The following is a 16,737-nucleotide window of genomic DNA, read 5'->3' on the forward strand; positions in this document are numbered from 1 at the left end:
AGCTCCCACCATGCGCGTCATCCTTGCCCAGCCCCGAGGCTTCTGCGCCGGCGTCGTGCGGGCCATCGACACGGTGGAGCACGCGCTGCGGCGCCACGGCACACCGGTGTACGTGCGCCACGAGATCGTCCACAACAAGCACGTCGTCGACGGCCTGAAGGCGCAGGGCGCGGTGTTCGTCGAAGAACTCGCCGAGGTGCCCACCGACGCGGTCGCGATCTTCAGCGCGCACGGCGTGAGCCGCGCGGTGGAAACAGAAGCCCGCGCGCGCGGCCTGCGCGCGATCGATGCCACCTGCCCGCTGGTCACCAAGGTGCACGAGCAGGGGCGCCGCTATGCCGCCAAGGGCTATGCGCTGATCCTCATCGGCCACGCCGGGCACCCCGAGGTGACCGGCACGCTGGGGCAGATTCCCGCGCCGGTCACGCTGGTGCAGACCGAGGCCGACGTGGACGCGCTGGTGCTCGATGCCGACACGCCGCTGGCCTACATCACGCAGACCACGCTGTCGGTGGACGACACGCGCGGCATCATCGACGCGCTGCAGCGGCGCTTTCCGCAGATCGTCGGGCCCGACACGCGCGACATCTGCTACGCCACGCAGAACCGGCAGACGGCCGTGCGCGAACTGAGCCAGCAGGTCGACGTGGTGCTGGTGGTCGGCGCGCAGAACAGTTCCAACTCGCAGCGCCTGCGCGAGATCGCGGCGCAGGCCGGCGTGCGCAGCTACCTCATCGCGCAGGGCAGCGAGCTCAAGCCCGACTGGGTGCGCGACGCCGGCGCGGTGGGCGTCACCGCCGGCGCCTCGGCGCCCGAGACCATGGTGCAGGACGTGGTCGCCGCGCTGCGCCGGCTGGCCGAGGTGGAACTGCTGACGCTGCCCGGGCGCGAGGAGCACGTGGTGTTCCGGCTGCCGGCCGAACTCGCCGCGGAGGCCGCCGCCGAGGTGGCCACGCCATGACGCCGGGTGCGCGCATCGCCGCGCCCGCGCACGCCCACCGTCAACGGAGAAGATGATGACGAGAACTGCAGCCCTCCCCCAGGCCACGGCCAGCGACGTCGCCCCGCCCGCATCCGGCGGCATGCCATCGAACAGGCGCAGCACCGTGGGTGAAACACGCGCACCGCTGCCCTACCCCGACGGCTGGTTCTCGGTCTGCTTCAGCCGGGACCTCCCACCGGGCACCGTGCGCACCGTGCCCTTCATGGGCCAGGACCTGGTGCTGTACCGGACGGCCGCGGGGCGCGCCTGCGCCATCGACCCCTACTGTCCGCACCTGGGGGCCCACCTCGGCGTGGGAGGCAAGGTGCAGGGCGAGGAACTGGTCTGCCCGTTCCATGGACTGGCGTTCAGCCCCGAGGGCGGCTGCGTGCGCACCGGGCAGGGCACCACGCCTCCCGATGCATCGCTCACGCTGCGCTACACGAAGGAAGTCAACGGCGCGGTGATGGTGTGGGCGGACCACGAGAACCGGCCGCCGAACTGGGAGGTGCCCGAGCGCGACCTGAGCGCGTTCGCATCGCCGCCGCAGCACAGCAGCCACGAGATGCGCGGCTATCCCCAGGACACTGGCGAGAACAGCGTCGACCAGGTGCATTTCGGCTGGCTCCACGGACTGACGGACACCGCCGCGACCTACGAGGTGGGCGACTGCTGGATGGAAACGCTGCTGACCGCGCGCTGGCACGGGCAGCCGATGCGCATGCGCATGCGGCAGTTCGGCATGGGCCATGTGCAGGCGGAAAGCGAGATGTCCCGCATCGGTTTTCGCGTGATCACGATGCTGTACTCCACGCCCACCGCGCCCATGGAATGGACCATGAGCTGGATCGACACCTTTGAGCTCGCGCTCTTCGAACGCCTCCCCCGGCCGCTGCGACGGGCCGCCTATGCGCTGCTGGGTCCGGTGGCCAAGCGCTGGCTGGCCAGCTTTGCCCAGATCGACTTTCCGATCTGGAACGCCCGCGCCTTCCTCGGCCGTCCCAAGTTGCTCCGGGGCGATCGCGGGATTGCGGAGTTCCGGCGCTGGTCTGCCCGGTTCTATCCGCCGTCGTCCACCGACAAGCGCGTCTTTCCCATCCGCCCGGTGCCGCCGGTCTCGTCGGCGGCCTCGGGTGCGGGCGCCGCCGGTGCATCGGCAGAGCCCCTCGCGCCCGTTTCCTGACCCACGGCCCACCCCAAGACCACCGGAACCCCACCATGAACTACCCCGACCGCATCGTCTTTCCCGAAGTGAGCTTCCATATCCCGGAGATGTTCTGCAGCGTGCCCCCGAAGATCCACACCGACTACCCGGTGATCGACGAGCGCAATGCCGCCTGGGGCCGCGAGTTCCTGCCGTTTCCGGACGAAGCGACGCGGCTGAAATTCCTGCGCCTGCACCTTCCGATGTGGGATTGCCTGCTGTTTCCGATCGGCTCGGCCGACCGCATCTTCCTGACCTCGTGCGTGACGGGCCTCATCCTGGCCATCGACGACATGCCGCTGGGCCGGCACGCGGTGTGCGGCGACGGCGACGTCGCGCTGCTGGAAGGCCACCCGCTGGCACGCGCGGCCGCGGACATCTTCGGCCGGCTCAGGCAGTCCATGTCGCCGCAGGTCTACCGCCGCTATTGCCTGGAGTGGAAGGCCTGGTTCGACAGCGTGGAAGTGGAGGCCGGGCTGGTGGCCGAAGGCAAGGTGCTGCCGTACGACGAGTTTCTTGCGCTGCGCCATCCCAACACGGGGCTGCTGCCCTACTTCCCGGTCTCCGAGTTCATCTACGACCTGGACCTGACCGAGCTGCTGGCGCAGGACGCCGACCTGCAGCGCGCCATCCTGGCCACCAACGAGCACGTCGCGCTGGTCAACGACCTGCTCTCCCATCACAAGGAGCATGCCGTGGGCGTGACCCTCAACGCGATGGAAAGCCTGCGCATGGCGCACGGCCACAGCCCGCAGGAGGCCGCGGACATCCTCTGCCAGCGCATCCGCGAGGCCGACCGCACGCGCGTCGACGCCTGCGAGCTGCTGCGCCGCCGCTACGCCCATCGCCCCGACGCCGATCGCTTCGGCCTGTACCTGGACAGCTTCGGCCTGATGTGCGCCGGCAACCTGCGCTGGATCCTGGAGAACGACCGCTACGTGGACAGCCGCGGCAACGGCTGGGACTGGACGCGCTCGCGCCACGTCGTGCTCGACCGCCCGTAGCGCCAGGGTGCCGCCACGATGGACCAAGGAGCCTCGACCATGCCCGGATCATCAACGCGCGTCGGCAAGGCCGCGCCATGAAACCGCCCGTCGCACGCCGCCTCTCGCGGCAGGTGCGCGTCGGTGCGGTGCGCATCGGCGGCGACGCCCCCGTGGCCGTGCAGGCCATGACCAACACCGACACCGCCGACGCGGCCGCCACCGTGGCGCAGGTGGCGGCGCTCGCCCGCGCGGGGGCCGAGCTGGTCCGCCTCACGGTCAACAACGAAGAGGCCGCCGCGCAGGTCGCACCGATCCGCGACGCGCTCGCGCGCCAGCAGGTGCACGTGCCGCTGGTGGGCGACTTCCACTTCAACGGCCACCGCCTGCTCGCGCAGTACCCCGACTGCGCGCAGGCGCTGGCCAAGTACCGCATCAACCCCGGCAACGTGGGCCGGGGCGACAAGCGCGACGCGCAGTTCTGCCAGCTCATCGAGATCGCCTGCCGCCACGGCAAGCCGGTGCGCATCGGCGTGAACTGGGGCAGCCTCGACCCCGCGCTGCTGGCGCGCCTGATGGACGTCAACGCGCAAGCCGCGCAGCCGCAGCCGCAGCCGGCCGACGAGGTGATGCGCCAGGCGCTCATCGTCTCGGCGCTGGAGAACGCCGCGCGCGCCGAAGACGTGGGCCTGCCGCCCGATCGCATCGTGCTGTCGGCCAAGGTGAGCCAGGGGCAGGACCTGATCGCCGTGTACTGCGAGCTCGCAGCGCGCTGCGACTACCCGCTGCACCTGGGCCTGACCGAAGCGGGCATGGGCTCCAAGGGCATCGTGGCCTCGGCCACGGCGATGGGCGTGCTGCTGCAGCAGGGCATCGGCGACACCATCCGCGTGTCGCTCACGCCCGAGCCGAACGGCGACCGCACGCGCGAGGTGCTGGTGGCGCAGCAAATTTTGCAATCGATGGGGCTGCGCGCCTTCACGCCCAGCGTGACGGCCTGCCCCGGCTGCGGGCGCACCACGAGCACCTTCTTCCAGTCGCTGGCCAGCCAGATCGAAGGCTGGCTGCACGCGCAGGCGCCGGCCTGGCGCGTGCGCTTTCCGGGCGTGGAAGACATGCACGTGGCCGTGATGGGCTGCGTGGTCAACGGCCCCGGCGAGAGCCGCCTCGCGCACCTGGGCATCTCGCTGCCGGGCTCGGGTGAGCAGCCCGTGGCCCCCGTCTACATCGACAGCGAACGCGCGCTGACGCTCAAGGGCGAGCACATCGCCGACGACTTCACGCGGCTGGTCGAGACCTACGTGGCCGCGCGCTACGGCGCCGATGCCGAGGCGAGCGAGCGGCTGGGTGCGTGGATGAAGCCGTCGTCGCGCGAGCGCGTCGTGCCGATCGCGGCCGTCTGAAGGCATCGCCATGGCCACGCAACGCCTCACCCTGCTCGGCGCCACCGGGTCGATCGGCGACAGCACGCTCGACCTCGTGGCGCGCCACCCCGACCGCTTCACGGTGCATGCGCTGACGGCGCACCGCAACCTCGACAAGCTGTTCACGCACTGCGTCGCCTTCCGCCCCGAGGTCACGGTGGTCGGCGAGGTGAAAGACGCCATGCAGCTGCAGGCGCGGCTGCGCGCGGCCGGCCTGCGCACCGAGGTCATGCACGGCCCGCAGGCGCTGTGCGAGGTGGCGCAGTCGGCGGGCTGCGACACGGTGGTCGCGGCCATCGTCGGCGCGGCGGGGCTGCTGTCGTCGCTGGCGGCGGCGCGCGCGGGCAAGAAGATCCTGCTGGCGAACAAGGAGGCGCTCGTGATGTCCGGCGCGCTGTTCATGCGCGCGGTGGCCGCGCACGGCGCCACGCTGCTGCCGCTGGACAGCGAGCACAACGCGATCTTCCAGTGCCTGGCGGGCGCGCCCGCCGGCGGCGCGGGCGTGCAGCGGCTGGTGCTCACCGCCTCGGGCGGGCCGTTCCTGCACCGCCCGCTGGAGGCGCTGGACCGGGTGACGCCCGACGAGGCCTGCGCGCATCCCACCTGGCGCATGGGCCGCAAGATCTCGGTCGACTCCGCGACGATGATGAACAAGGGCCTCGAGACCATCGAGGCGCGCTGGCTGTTCGCGATGCCGCCCGAGCGCATCGAGGTGGTGATCCACCCGCAGAGCGTGATCCATTCGATGGTGGCCTATGCCGACCAGTCGGTGCTGGCGCAGCTGGGCCGCCCCGACATGCGCACGCCGATCGCGCACGCGCTGGCCTGGCCCGAGCGCATCGACTCGGGCGTGGCGCCGCTGGACTTCCTGCAGCTCGCCCACCTGAGCTTCGCCGCGCCCGAGCTGAAGCGCTTTCCCTGCTTGCGCCTGGCGCTGGAGGTGCAGCGCGAGGGGTGCGCGGCCAGCGTCACGCTCAATGCGGCGAACGAAGTGGCGGTCGATGCGTTCCTGAACGGGCGCCTGCGCTACACCGACATTGCGCACGTGGTGGAAGACTGCCTGCAACACGCGCCCGCATCTGCGCACGAGAACCTCGACGACATCCTCGCGGCCGATGCGCATGCGCGTGTGCTCGCGGGTCAGGCGATCCAGCGCGCGGCGTTGCGATCTGCATCGCCTGTGGTCTCGCCTTCCGTGTCGACCACCTTGGACGAAGGCGCGGGCGCGCGGCTGTAGCGCGACGGCCAACGCCATCGGCGGCGGGGTCTCACGCACGGCGCGCGACGCGCCATGCGCCTCGTGCGCCGCGCCGCTCACCATGGCAGCGAATAGGTCTTGGTGTTGGTGAAGCTCTTCATGGCCTCGAGCACGCCTTCCTTGTAGCCCAGGCCCGAGTCCTTGATGCCGCCGAAGGGCGTGAGCTCCAGGCGGTAGCCCGGCACCTCGCGCACGTTGACGCTGCCCACGTTCAGCTCGCGGATGAAGCGCGTGATGTAGTCCAGCCGGTTGGTGCAGATCGACGACGACAAACCGTAGGCCGTGCCGTTGGAGATGCGGATCGCCTCGTCGATGTTCCTGAAGCGGATCACCGGCGACACGGGGCCGAAGGTCTCGTGCTTGGCGACGGTCATCTCGGGGTCGACGTGGTCGAGCACGGTGGGCGAGTACAGCGCACCGCGGCGTTCGTTGCCGTACAGGAGCTTGGCGCCGGCGGCGATGGCTTCGTTGACCACGGCCTCGAACTGCTTCGCAGCTGCCTCGTCGATCACGGTGCCCATGTCGGTGTCGGGGTCCATCGGGTCGCCGTACTTCAGCGCGCGGGTCTTCTCGACCAGCAGTTCGACAAAACGATCAGCCACGGCTTCGTGCACCAGCATGCGCTTCACCGCTGTGCAGCGCTGGCCCGAGTTCTTGTACGACCCGTTGGCAGCCAGCGTGGCAGCCTCCTCGATGTCCGCGTCTTCCATCACGATGATCGGGTCATTGCCACCCAGCTCCAGGATCTGGCGCTTGTAGGTGGCCTTGCCCGCGATGTACTTGCCGATGGGCACGCCGCCGGTGAAGGTGACGAGGTCGACGTCGGCATTGGTCAGCAGCTCGTCGGCGATCTCTTTCGGGTCGCCCGTGAGCACCGACAGCATCTGCGGCGGCAGGCCCGCCTCGTACAGGATGTCGGCCAGCAGGAAGGCCGTGAGCGGCGTCTTCTCGCTGGGCTTGAGCACGATGCGGTTGTTGGTCGCGATGGCCGGCGCCACCTTGTGGATCACCTGGTTCAGCGGATGGTTGAACGGCGTGATGGCGGTGATGGCGCCCAGCAGCGGCTCGCGCATCGTGTAGACCTTGCGGCTCTTGCCGTGGTGCGTGAGGTCGCAGGAGAACACCTGGCCGTCGTCCACCAGCGCCTGGTTGGCGGCGAACAGCAGCACGTCGGAGGCGCGGCCCACTTCGTACAGCGAGTCCTTGCGCGACAGGCCCGATTCGAGCGTGATGGTGCGCGACATCTCGTCCAGGCGCGAGGCGATGATCTCGCCGGCGCGCATGAGGATCTTGTAGCGCTCGTAGCGCGTGAGCGTGGGCTTGTAGTCGCGGGCGATGCGCAGGGCGTTGCGCACGTCGTCCAGCGTGGCCTTGGGCACGGTGGCGATCACCTCGCCGGTGTACGGGTAGGTGACCTCGATGGTGCGGTCGCGGTGGACTTTCTCGCCGGCGATGCGCAGGGCCTCGCGGTACACGGTGCCGGTCTTCAGGGCGGCATGGTCGGACTTGCTCATGGAATGCTCCGTCAAATAAGTTCAGGCGGCGGCCACCAGCGGGCCTTGGGCGTGGTTCAGTGCGAGGTCGAGTGCGTCGAAGTTGCGCAGCCGGCGCGTGCTCGCCACGCCTGCGACGGGGCGGTTGCAGATCAAGGGCACCTTCTGCTCCGACACGCCGCCGTGCGAGCGCAGCGGCACTTCGAGCGCCGTGAGGTCGTGGCGCGTGGCCGAGGTTCCGATGACGGTGCTTTGCTCGCTCACCACCACGATGTCGCCGATGCGGTCCGGCGGCAGCTCGAAACGCTGCGCGGCCTCCTTGCGCGAGAGCACGAGCTGCATGCCGGGGATGCGCTGGATGCGGTCGATCCAGCCGGGCACCTCGTCCTCGCTGGGCACATACACGGTGGCAAACGAGCCGAGCGCGCCGTGGTGCACCACGTACGGATCGGTGATCGGCAGGATCACGCGCGCGCGGTCCGGGCCGTACCAGCCGTCGAGCACGTCCTGCAGGTAGATGACGTTGGGCGAACCGTCGGCACCATGCTTGTCGTTCATGCCGTGGTCGGCCGTGAGCACGATGGTGGCGCCCAATGCGTCGAGCTGCGCAAGGTAGCCGTCCATCATTTGATAGAACGCGTTGGCGGCGGGACTGCCCGGTGCGGCCTTGTGCTGCACGTAGTCGGTGGTTGACAGGTACATCAGGTCGGGGCGGCGCGACTCCATCAGCTTCACGCCGGCGGCGAACACGAACTCCGACAGCTCCGCGCTGTAGACCGAGGGCACCGGCATGCCGACCATGTCGAGCACGTTGTCGATGCCGTTCTCTTCCATCGTCACCTGGTCCGACTTCTCGGACGAGAAGCAGATGCCCTTCATCTTGTGGCCCAGCAGCTTGCGCAGCTTGTCTTTCGCCGTGACCACCGCGAGCTTGGCGCCCGCGTCGGCAAAGGCCGCGAGCACGGTGCCGGCGCGCAGGTACTTGGGGTCGTTCATCATCACTTCCTGACCCAGCTCGCGGTCGAAGAAGTAGTTGCCGCAGATGCCGTGCACCGCGGGCGGCGCGCCGGTCACGATCGACAGGTTGTTGGGGTTGGTGAACGAGGGCACGACGCAATCGGCCAGCAGGTCGGCGCCGTCCTTGCGCATGGCCTCGAGGTACGGGGCCACGCCGGCGTCAATGGCCGCGTCGAGGTACGCGGGCTCGCAGCCGTCGACGCAGACGACGACCACCGGGCGGACCATCCAGCGGTAGCTGCGGCCGTTGACTTCGAGTGAGTCGGATTTCATGAAGAGATGCTCCTTGGCAAGTTGGGTGTGTCGGTGCGCGGGCTTCAGCGGCGGATGAACAGCGCGATGAAGGCACTGATGAGGCAGCTGGCCGCGACGATGGGGAACACCACCGAGGTGCTGCCCGAGTGGTCCAGCATCCGGCCGATCAGCGGTTCGCCCAGGCCGGCCAGCAGGTACGAGAAGAAGTTCATGACACCGGTGGCGGTGCCGGCGCGCTTGGCGCCCACGAGGTCGGGGCACAGGGCCCAGAACGACGAGGCCGGGCCGTAGACGAAGAAGCCCGCCAGGAACAGCAGCCCCAGGCCGAGGATGCTGGTGGGCAGCAGGTACATGCCCATCGAGGCGATGGCGCCCAGCAGCATGTACAGCACGATGGCCTTGTAGCGCTTGGAGCCGAACACCTTGTCGGAGATCCAGCCGTTGGTGAGCGCACCGAAGGCCATGCCCACGGGCAGCGCCACCGAGATCCAGGCCGGGTCGATCATGCCGTCGGCGGCCTTGGCCCAGTCCTTGCCCAGGAAGTGAACGGGCACCCAGACGATGAGGCCGTAGCGTGCGGCATTCTGGAAGCCGATGGCCAGCGCGGCGATCATCAGCTTGGGGTTGCTGAGCACGGCCTTGTAGCGCGACCAGGAGCTTTCCTGCGGCTCGCCGTCGGCCACGCCGGCCTTCTCGGCTTCCTGCGGGTTGTTGTTGGCCACGCCGGTATCGGGCGACTTGAAGCCCAGGTCTTCCGGCCGCTCACGGGCGATCAGATAGAAGGCAATGCCGCCCACCAGCATCAGCAGCACGGGGAGCCGGAAGATCCAGCGCCAGTCCAGGTGCAGTACGTTGACGACGATGATCGAGGTCACGAACGACAGCACCGAGGCGCAGCCGGCGGCGAACACATAGAAGCCATAGACCTTGCCGCGTTCGCCAGCGCCCCACCAGTTCGACAGCAGCCGGCTGCCCGGCGCCCAGCCCAGGGCCTGGAAGTAGCCGTTGATGCCCCACGGGATCGCCAGGCTCTTGAAGCCGACCGCGAAGCTCACGACCCAGTTGGCAGCACACGAGAGGATGGCGCCGGCGGTCATCACGCGGCGTCCGCCGAACTTGTCGCCCAGGTTGCCGTTGATGGCCTGCCCGACGGCATAGCACCACAGCAGCGAGGTCGAGGCCCAGCCCAGCATTTCCTTGGAGAGGCCGAACTCCTTCTGGATGCCGGGGATGGCGAAGCCGAAGGTCTGGCGCCCCGTGTAGAAGAAGAAGTAGCAGAACATGGCCGCCAGCAGCATCCGCCACTGCGCCTTGCGGAACGAGTTGTCGAGGGGGCGTGCGTAGGTGCCCGCCTGCAGGATGGGATTGGCCGCTTGCATGGTATGTCTCCTTGTCTTGACGGGCGTGGGGCCCGTGGGGCCGGCTCGATGGCCGGCATGCTGTCTGTCGTGTCTGGCTGTCTCTGTCTTGTCTCGCTGCGCAGTCCCTGCCTGTCAGGCCAACGCCGCCGCGCCGATGAAGTTCTTGCCGCGCGCCCCGTCCATGGCGCGCGCGATCATGGCCGCCGCTTCGCTGTCCGCCACGCCATAGTCGGCAAACTCGGTCTTCACGCCAAGCCCCTGCAGGAAAGCCCGCAGTCGCTGCGTGGCGGTCGCCAGGTCGGTGCCGAACAGCAGCTGCAGCGTCCGGTCGCGGTCGGGCGAGCGGGCCCAGGCTTTCTCCAGCACGAGGGGCAGCGTGAACGAGCAGGCGATGCCGTGGGCCAGGCCGTGGCGCAGCGTCATCTCGTAGGAGATGGAATGCGCCAGCGCCGTCTTGGTGTTGGAAAACGCCATGCCGGCCTTCAGCGCGGCCAGCGCCATGCGCTCGCGCAGCTCGAGGTTGCCCAGGTCTTTGAGCAGCGCCGGCAGGCAGTCGAAGATGTCGCGCACGGCCGAGACGGCGAAGGTGTCGGAGACCGGGTTGGCGTTGACGTTCCAGATGGCTTCGAGCGCGTGCGAGAGCGCATCGAGCCCCGTCGACACCGTGGTGCCCGCCGGCACCGAGAGCATGAGCTCGGGGTCGACGATGGCGGCCTCGGGCCAGGTGGCGTCCAGGTGCAGCGAGTATTTCTTCTGGTTGCCGGCGTCCCAGATGGTGGCCCACGGCGTTACTTCGCTGCCGGTGCCGGCGGTGGTCGGCACGGCGATCAGCGGCTTGACGCTGGCGGGCACGAAGGGCTTGCCGGTGGCCAGCAGCGCAACGAGTTCGTCGAACTGCCCGTTGGCCGTGCCCACCATCAGCGCCTTGGCCGTGTCGATGGCGCTGCCGCCGCCGACCGCCACGATGGCGTCGCAGGGCGCGTCCGACTGCCAGAAGGTGTTGTACAGGTCGCGCAGGTGGGCGACGTCGGGGTTGGGGCGCACGTCGTCGATCACGGTGACGAGCGCGTCGCCCAGCAGCGCCTGCAGGCGATCGACCAGGCCCAGGCCGCGGGCCTCGGGGAAGGTGACGAGGGCGACGCGGCGCCCCGCCAGGAGCGAGGGCAGCCGTGCGAGGCTGCCTCGCCCGGAATGAATGGACACGGGGTTGCGGTAGGCGTGGGGCATGTTTTTTGTCTCCGGTTTCTGTCTGGGCCGCAGTGTCGAAGCGGCGTGCCGGGGCGTCCAATCGCATTTCGCGCGTGCAACCCGTCCAAAACCGATGGATGCCTTCGGGAAAGCCTGCATAGGCGCCGGCGCCGCATCTGAGGGAGGCTCGGCGCACGCCCCTCACGATCGCCCCATGTTTCACCAGTACTACAAGTGGATCCGCTGCTTCCACGCCGTCGCCAAGACCGGCGGCTTCACCACGGCCGCGCGCTACCTGCACATCGGCCAGCCCACCGTGACCGACCAGGTCAAGGCGCTGGAAGAGCGCTTCAACGTCGAGCTGTTCCTGCGCAGCGGGCGCGCCGTGCGGCTCACGGCCGCGGGCGAGCAGCTGTATGCGATCACACAGGGCCTGTTCGGGCAGGAGGAAGAGGCGATGCAGTTCCTGCAGCGCGCCCACAAGCTGCGCACGGGGCTGGTGCGCGTGGGCGCGGTGTCGCCGCCCATCGCGCTGGAGCTGGCGCGCAGCTTCAAGCGCAGCCACGCCGGGCTCGACCTGACGGTGTCGATCGGCTCCGAGGCCTCCACGCTCGGCGGGCTGCAGGACTTCGACATCGACGTGGGCATCCTCGTGGAGCCGCCCGAGATCGAAGGCCTGCACCAGGTGCCGTACCGCGTGGAGCGCATCGTGGCCGTGGTGCCCGCGAAGCACCCGTGGGCCAGGAAACGCACCATCGCCACGCGCGACATCGCAGGCGAGCCGGTGATCCTGCGCGAACCCGGCTCCAAGACGCGCCACCGCGTGGAGCGCGCCTGCGCGCAGCAGGGCGTGCAGATGAATTGCGTGATGGAGATCAACAGCCGCGAGGCCATCCTGCACGCCGTGGCCAACGGCATGGGCGTGGGCTTCGTGACGCAGATCGAGTGCATTCCGCTGCCCGGCCTGAAGATGGTGGAAATCGATGACGACGAGCTGTCGATCAGCTACTCGCTGTGCTGCCTGGCGGTGCGCAAGGACCGGCCGCTGATCCGCGCGCTGTTCGAGGTGGCGCAGCAGGGCGACGACACGGCCGGCTGATCGGGTTTCGTCGCGGGCGGCACACCCCGCGGCGGGCTTCTTCGCTATCCTGCCGTCTGGCCCCAGACGAAGGATCGACCTTGAACTTGCACCCCGCCCTCCAGGACGCCGCCGCGCGCGACTTCGGCACCCTTGCCGACCTGGTCCGCCTCCACGCCCAGCACACCCCCGAGCGCCCCGCGCTGGCCGATGCCCAGCAGACGCTGGACTACCGCGCGCTCGACGCGCTCATGGACCGCATCGCCGCCGCCCTGCAGCGCGACGGCCTGCGCGCCGGCGACGCCATCGCCGTCTGCGCCGCCTCGTCGGTGCCCTACGCCGCCGTGTTCCTCGGCGCGCTGCGCGCGGGCGTGGCGGTGGCCCCGCTGGCCCCCGGCTCGGCGCCCGCCAGCCTGGCGCGCATGATCACCGACGCCGACGCGCGCCTGCTGTTCACCGACGCCTCGGCCGCCGAGGTGGTCGGCGCCGCGCAGGCCACCGGCCTGCCGCACATCGCGCTCGACGGCTCCAACGTCGGCCGCGCGCTCGACGACTGGCTCGCGGCGCCCGGCGCGAAGCCGGAGCCCGTCGAGGTGCAACCCGACTGGGCCTTCAACATCATCTATTCGTCGGGCACCACCGGCGAGCCCAAGGGCATCGTGCAGGGCCACGGCATGCGCTGGTCGCACATCCAGCGCGGCGCCAAGTACGAGTACGGGCCCGAGACGGTCACGCTGCTGTCGACGCCGCTGTACTCCAACACCACGCTGGTGGTGTTCTTCCCCACCCTCGCCTTCGGCGGCTGCGTGGTGCTGATGCCCAAGTTCGACGCGCTGGGCTACCTGCAGCTGGCCGAAAAGCACCGCGTGACGCACACCATGCTCGTGCCGGTGCAGTACCAGCGCCTGATGGCGCACCCGCGCTTCGACGCGCACGACCTCTCGACCTTCCGCCACAAGTTCAGCACCAGCGCGCCCTTCAACGCGGCGCTCAAGGCCGACGTGCTCAAGCGCTGGCCGGGCGGGCTGGTCGAGTTCTACGGCATGACCGAGGGCGGCGGCACCTGCATCCTGGAGGCGCACCTGAACCCGACCAAGCTGCACACCGTGGGCCAGCCCGCGCCGGGCAGCGACATCCGACTGATCGACGAGGAAGGCAACGAGCTGCCGCGCGGCGACACCGAGGTGGCCGGCGAGGTGGTGGGCCATTCGGCCGGCATGATGACCGGCTACCACCGCCAGCCCGCGAAGACGCGCGAGGCCGAGTGGTTCGACGCCACCGGCAAGCGCTTCATCCGCACCGGCGACGTGGGCCGCTTCGACGCCGACGGCTTCCTCACGCTGTTCGACCGCAAGAAGGACATGATCATCAGCGGCGGCTTCAACATCTACCCGAGCGACCTCGAAGGCGTGCTGCGCGGCCATGCGGCGGTGGCCGACGTGGCGGTGGTCGGCATCCCGTCCGAGCAGTGGGGCGAGACGCCCGCGGCCTTCGTGGTACGCCGCGAGGGCGACACCACCACCGAAGAGGCGCTGCTGCAGTGGGCCAACGCCCAGGTCGGCAAGACCCAGCGGCTGGCGCGCCTGCGCTTCATCGACGAGCTGCCGCGCAGCGCGATCGGCAAGGTGCTCAAGCGCGAGCTGCGCGACCTGAGTGCCTGAGTGAGCGCCGCAAGCACCGACACCGCCCCGCCCGAACACGGCGGTGGCAACGGCCTGCTGTGGGTGCTCGTGGCCGTCGCGGTCGTGTTCGCCTTCGTGCGCCCGCGCGCGCCGATGGACTGGCTGCGGCTGGTCGACTGGCAGACCGTGGGCGCGCTGGCGGGCCTGCTCGCCATCACGCAGGGCGTGGAGAAGAGCGGCATGCTGCAGGCCGCCGCGCGGCGCCTGCTGGCCCACACGCACAGCCAGCGCGGGCTGGCGATGGCGCTCACGGCCACGGCCGCGCTGCTGTCGGCGCTGGTGACCAACGACGTGAGCCTGTTCCTGCTGGTGCCGCTCACGCGGGTGCTGGCCGTGCAGGCGCACCTGCCGCTGGCGCGGCTGGTGGTGCTGCAGGCGCTGGCCGTGAACGCGGGCTCGGCGCTCACGCCCATCGGCAACCCGCAGAACCTGTACCTGTGGCACCGCTCGGGCGAGAGCTTCTTCGGCTTCATGGCCATGATGGGCCCGACCGTGGCGATCATGCTGTTCTGGCTCTTCGTGGCCGTGTGGTGGCTGGTGCCGCGCACGCCGATCGCGCTGCGCGAGGAGACCGAGGCCGCGCCCGTGCAGCCGCGCCTGCTGGCGCTCGCCGGCGTGCTCTTCATCGGCTTCGTGGTCGCGCTCGACCGCCACTGGCTGCTGCCGGGCCTGGGCGCGGTGTTCGGCGTGCTGCTGCTCACCTACCCGCGCGTGCTGCGCGGCATCGACTGGGCCTTGCTGGCGATCATCGCCCTGATGTTCGTCGACCTGCGCCAGGCCGCCGAGCTGCCCGCCATCGCGGCGCTGCTGGGCCACTGGCCCATCGGCGAGGGCTGGCGCGCCTACCTGGCGGCCATTGCCGCCTCGCAGGTCATCAGCAACGTGCCGGCGGCGATCCTGCTCGACCGCTACGTGCACGACCTGCCCGCGCTGGCGGCCGGCGTGAGCGTGGGTGGCTTCGGCTGCGTGCTGGGCTCGCTGGCCAACCTGATCGCGCTGCGGCTGGCCAAGCTGCCGCACGGGCCGCGCGAGTTCCACCGCATCAGCATTCCGTTCTTGCTGGTGTGCGCGGCCTCGGCGCTGCTGCTGCGGCTGGGGTGATGACAGGCGGCGGGGCGGCGCGGACAATCGGTTCCTCGTCATGAACACCTCCGCCCCCGTCCTCTCGTTGCGCGACTACACGCAATCTCGCGGCAGCCACGCGCACGACCACTTCCAGGTGCTGCTCGGGCTCGACGGTGTGCTCGAGATCGAAGTCGAAGGCCGCGGTTCGGGCATCGGCACGGGCCAGGCCCAGGTGGTCGCGCCCGGCGACCGCCACGACTTCGAGGCCCGGCGCGGCGGCAGCGTCTGCCTCGTGCTCGACACGCCGCACGCCCCGTGGGCGCGCTGCGTCGAACAGTCGCCGGCCGATGCGCCCCGGCTGCACGCGCTGGCCCGCTACCTTGCGCACTGCCTGCAGCAACCGCAGCACGCGGCGCTCGCCCTGCAGCACGGCCCGGCGCTGCTGCTCGAGGCCTGGGGTGCCGCCCCGTCGGTCGCGGACACGCGCCGCCGCCGCATCGACTGGCCGGCCCTCGCGGCCTGGGCGCAGGCGAACTGGCACCGGCCGCTGGGCGTGGCCGACCTGGCCGAGGTCGCCTGCCTGAGCCCCAGCCAGTTCGCACAGCGCTGCCGCGAGGAACAGGGCCAGAGCGCGATGCTCTGGCTGCGCACGCTGCGGCTGGCCCACGCGCGCGAGCTGCGGCTCGAAGGCCTGAGCGTGGCCGAGACGGCGCGCCGCACGGGCTACCGGTCGCCGTCGGCGCTCACGGCCGCGCTGCGCCGCTGACTCCGTCGTTGCGCGACGACGCACCGTCGGGCCGCGACGAGCGCCGCGCGTAGCCTCGGCGTCCATGCCCGCCACCTTCTACGCCCTGCTCGCCATCGCGCTGTGGGCCACGCTCGCCACCTTCGGCACCGCGCTGTCGCACCTGCCGCCCTTCCTGCTGACCGGGCTGGCGCTGATCGTCGGCAGCGTGCCGAGCTGGCCGCTGGTGCTGCGCGACCGCCGCGCCTGGCGCGTGCCGCCGCGCACGCTGGCGCTCGGGGTGTACGGGCTCTTCGGCTTTCACTTCCTGCTGTTCATCGCGCTGCGGCATGCGCCGCCGGTCGAGGCCAACCTCGTGAACTACCTCTGGCCGCTGCTCATGGTGGTGCTGGCGCCGGTGTTGCTGCCGGGCGTGTCGCTGCGCCCGCTGCATGTGGTGGCGGCGCTGCTGGGCTTCGCGGGCGCGGCCATCGCGATCCTCGGTGCGCGCGGCGGCGGCGCGGCGCTTCCCGGCGCGCCCGCCACGTACTGGGGCTTCCTGCCCGCGGCCGGCTCGGCCTTCATCTGGGCCAGCTATTCGCTGTGGACGCAGCGTGTCACGCCCTTCCCGACCTCGGCCATCGGCCTGTTCGGGCTGGTGTCGGGCGCGCTCTCGCTGGCCTGCCATGCGCTGCTGGAGCCGTCGGTGGCGCTGTCGGCGAAAGACGGGCTGCTGGTCGCGCTGTGCGGCCTGGGCCCGCTGGGCGCGGCCTTCTTCGTGTGGGACATGGCGCTCAAGCGCGGCGACGCGCGGCAGATCGGCATCCTGAGCTACCTCACGCCGCTGGCCTCCACCGCGCTGCTGCTGGCCGTGACCGGCCGGGCGCTCACGGCCAGCATCGCGCTGGCGGCGGCGCTGATCATCTCGGCCGCGGTGATAGGCACGCGTGCGAAATGAGACAAATCAGGGCGATGCCCGACAGAGCTTGTCGTTTTTTGTGGCTAGAGTGGAGGCTCAGGAAA

At 70.2% G+C, this 16,737-nt stretch carries 14 protein-coding genes; 10 read left to right on the forward strand and 4 right to left on the reverse strand.

The window, feature by feature from the left end:
• Nucleotides 1-10 precede the first annotated feature (10 nt).
• The 5 genes from ispH (at nucleotide 11) to ispC (ending at nucleotide 5,830) form a co-directional block, all read left to right on the forward strand.
• Nucleotides 11-961: a 4-hydroxy-3-methylbut-2-enyl diphosphate reductase gene (ispH, locus tag AC07O4_RS06625; protein ID WP_495304066.1), complete on the forward strand. Its 951-nt coding sequence runs from the start codon at nucleotides 11-13 to the stop codon at nucleotides 959-961.
• A gap of 55 nt (nucleotides 962-1,016) precedes the next feature.
• Nucleotides 1,017-2,165: a Rieske 2Fe-2S domain-containing protein gene (locus AC07O4_RS06630; protein ID WP_216360110.1), complete on the forward strand. Its 1,149-nt coding sequence runs from the start codon at nucleotides 1,017-1,019 to the stop codon at nucleotides 2,163-2,165.
• 35 nt (nucleotides 2,166-2,200) lie between these two features.
• Entirely contained in the window at nucleotides 2,201-3,190 is a 990-nt protein-coding gene (locus tag AC07O4_RS06635) for a terpene synthase family protein (protein ID WP_070063787.1), read from the forward strand.
• Nucleotides 3,191-3,267: 77 nt separating this feature from the next.
• Nucleotides 3,268-4,572, forward strand: coding sequence for a flavodoxin-dependent (E)-4-hydroxy-3-methylbut-2-enyl-diphosphate synthase (ispG, locus tag AC07O4_RS06640; RefSeq protein WP_495304068.1), 1,305 nt, complete (start codon nucleotides 3,268-3,270; stop codon nucleotides 4,570-4,572).
• A gap of 10 nt (nucleotides 4,573-4,582) precedes the next feature.
• The gene (ispC, locus tag AC07O4_RS06645; protein WP_495304069.1) at nucleotides 4,583-5,830 is read left to right on the forward strand and encodes a 1-deoxy-D-xylulose-5-phosphate reductoisomerase; all 1,248 of its coding nucleotides are present in this window, start codon (nucleotides 4,583-4,585) and stop codon (nucleotides 5,828-5,830) included.
• Nucleotides 5,831-5,907: 77 nt separating this feature from the next.
• Here the strand turns inward: ispC and phnY are convergent, their stop codons facing one another.
• From phnY to psrA, 4 genes are all read right to left on the reverse strand, one after another.
• On the reverse strand, nucleotides 5,908-7,365 hold the full coding sequence (phnY, locus tag AC07O4_RS06650) for a phosphonoacetaldehyde dehydrogenase (protein WP_495304070.1): 1,458 nt from the start codon (nucleotides 7,363-7,365) through the stop codon (nucleotides 5,908-5,910).
• Between the two features lie 21 nt (nucleotides 7,366-7,386).
• Complete coding sequence (gene phnA, locus AC07O4_RS06655; protein ID WP_495304072.1) at nucleotides 7,387-8,634, reverse strand: phosphonoacetate hydrolase; 1,248 nt, start codon at nucleotides 8,632-8,634, stop codon at nucleotides 7,387-7,389.
• Between the two features lie 44 nt (nucleotides 8,635-8,678).
• Nucleotides 8,679-9,995: an MFS transporter gene (locus tag AC07O4_RS06660; RefSeq protein WP_095747023.1), complete on the reverse strand. Its 1,317-nt coding sequence runs from the start codon at nucleotides 9,993-9,995 to the stop codon at nucleotides 8,679-8,681.
• A 114-nt stretch (nucleotides 9,996-10,109) separates the two neighbouring features.
• Nucleotides 10,110-11,204: an iron-containing alcohol dehydrogenase PsrA gene (gene psrA, locus AC07O4_RS06665; RefSeq protein ID WP_495304073.1), complete on the reverse strand. Its 1,095-nt coding sequence runs from the start codon at nucleotides 11,202-11,204 to the stop codon at nucleotides 10,110-10,112.
• A 175-nt stretch (nucleotides 11,205-11,379) separates the two neighbouring features.
• Between psrA and AC07O4_RS06670 the strand changes: the two genes are divergently transcribed.
• The 5 genes from AC07O4_RS06670 (at nucleotide 11,380) to AC07O4_RS06690 (ending at nucleotide 16,672) form a co-directional block, all read left to right on the forward strand.
• Nucleotides 11,380-12,264 (forward strand): LysR substrate-binding domain-containing protein, encoded by an 885-nt coding sequence (locus AC07O4_RS06670; protein ID WP_492732581.1) that lies wholly within the window; start codon nucleotides 11,380-11,382, stop codon nucleotides 12,262-12,264.
• A gap of 86 nt (nucleotides 12,265-12,350) precedes the next feature.
• Nucleotides 12,351-13,904: a class I adenylate-forming enzyme family protein gene (locus AC07O4_RS06675; RefSeq protein WP_495304462.1), complete on the forward strand. Its 1,554-nt coding sequence runs from the start codon at nucleotides 12,351-12,353 to the stop codon at nucleotides 13,902-13,904.
• Nucleotides 13,905-15,026: an SLC13 family permease gene (locus tag AC07O4_RS06680; protein ID WP_495304075.1), complete on the forward strand. Its 1,122-nt coding sequence runs from the start codon at nucleotides 13,905-13,907 to the stop codon at nucleotides 15,024-15,026. It begins immediately after the preceding gene.
• A gap of 40 nt (nucleotides 15,027-15,066) precedes the next feature.
• Nucleotides 15,067-15,756, forward strand: coding sequence for a helix-turn-helix domain-containing protein (locus tag AC07O4_RS06685; RefSeq protein ID WP_495304077.1), 690 nt, complete (start codon nucleotides 15,067-15,069; stop codon nucleotides 15,754-15,756).
• A 64-nt stretch (nucleotides 15,757-15,820) separates the two neighbouring features.
• On the forward strand, nucleotides 15,821-16,672 hold the full coding sequence (locus AC07O4_RS06690; RefSeq protein WP_495304078.1) for a DMT family transporter: 852 nt from the start codon (nucleotides 15,821-15,823) through the stop codon (nucleotides 16,670-16,672).
• The last annotated feature ends 65 nt before the right edge of the window (nucleotides 16,673-16,737 follow it).

This window comes from Variovorax sp. GW821-FHT09D04 (assembly GCF_059416405.1).

Coding starts and splice junctions, on each gene's coding strand:
- psrA (WP_495304073.1), bottom strand. CDS start 11,204: ATGCCCCACGCCTACCGCAACCCCGTGTCCATTCATTCCGGGCGAGGC.
- AC07O4_RS06660 (WP_095747023.1), bottom strand. CDS start 9,995: ATGCAAGCGGCCAATCCCATCCTGCAGGCGGGCACCTACGCACGCCCC.
- ispC (WP_495304069.1), top strand. CDS start 4,583: ATGGCCACGCAACGCCTCACCCTGCTCGGCGCCACCGGGTCGATCGGC.
- AC07O4_RS06685 (WP_495304077.1), top strand. CDS start 15,067: ATGAACACCTCCGCCCCCGTCCTCTCGTTGCGCGACTACACGCAATCT.
- phnA (WP_495304072.1), bottom strand. CDS start 8,634: ATGAAATCCGACTCACTCGAAGTCAACGGCCGCAGCTACCGCTGGATG.
- AC07O4_RS06690 (WP_495304078.1), top strand. CDS start 15,821: ATGCCCGCCACCTTCTACGCCCTGCTCGCCATCGCGCTGTGGGCCACG.
- phnY (WP_495304070.1), bottom strand. CDS start 7,365: ATGAGCAAGTCCGACCATGCCGCCCTGAAGACCGGCACCGTGTACCGC.
- ispH (WP_495304066.1), top strand. CDS start 11: ATGCGCGTCATCCTTGCCCAGCCCCGAGGCTTCTGCGCCGGCGTCGTG.
- AC07O4_RS06670 (WP_492732581.1), top strand. CDS start 11,380: ATGTTTCACCAGTACTACAAGTGGATCCGCTGCTTCCACGCCGTCGCC.
- AC07O4_RS06635 (WP_070063787.1), top strand. CDS start 2,201: ATGAACTACCCCGACCGCATCGTCTTTCCCGAAGTGAGCTTCCATATC.
- AC07O4_RS06630 (WP_216360110.1), top strand. CDS start 1,017: ATGACGAGAACTGCAGCCCTCCCCCAGGCCACGGCCAGCGACGTCGCC.
- ispG (WP_495304068.1), top strand. CDS start 3,268: ATGAAACCGCCCGTCGCACGCCGCCTCTCGCGGCAGGTGCGCGTCGGT.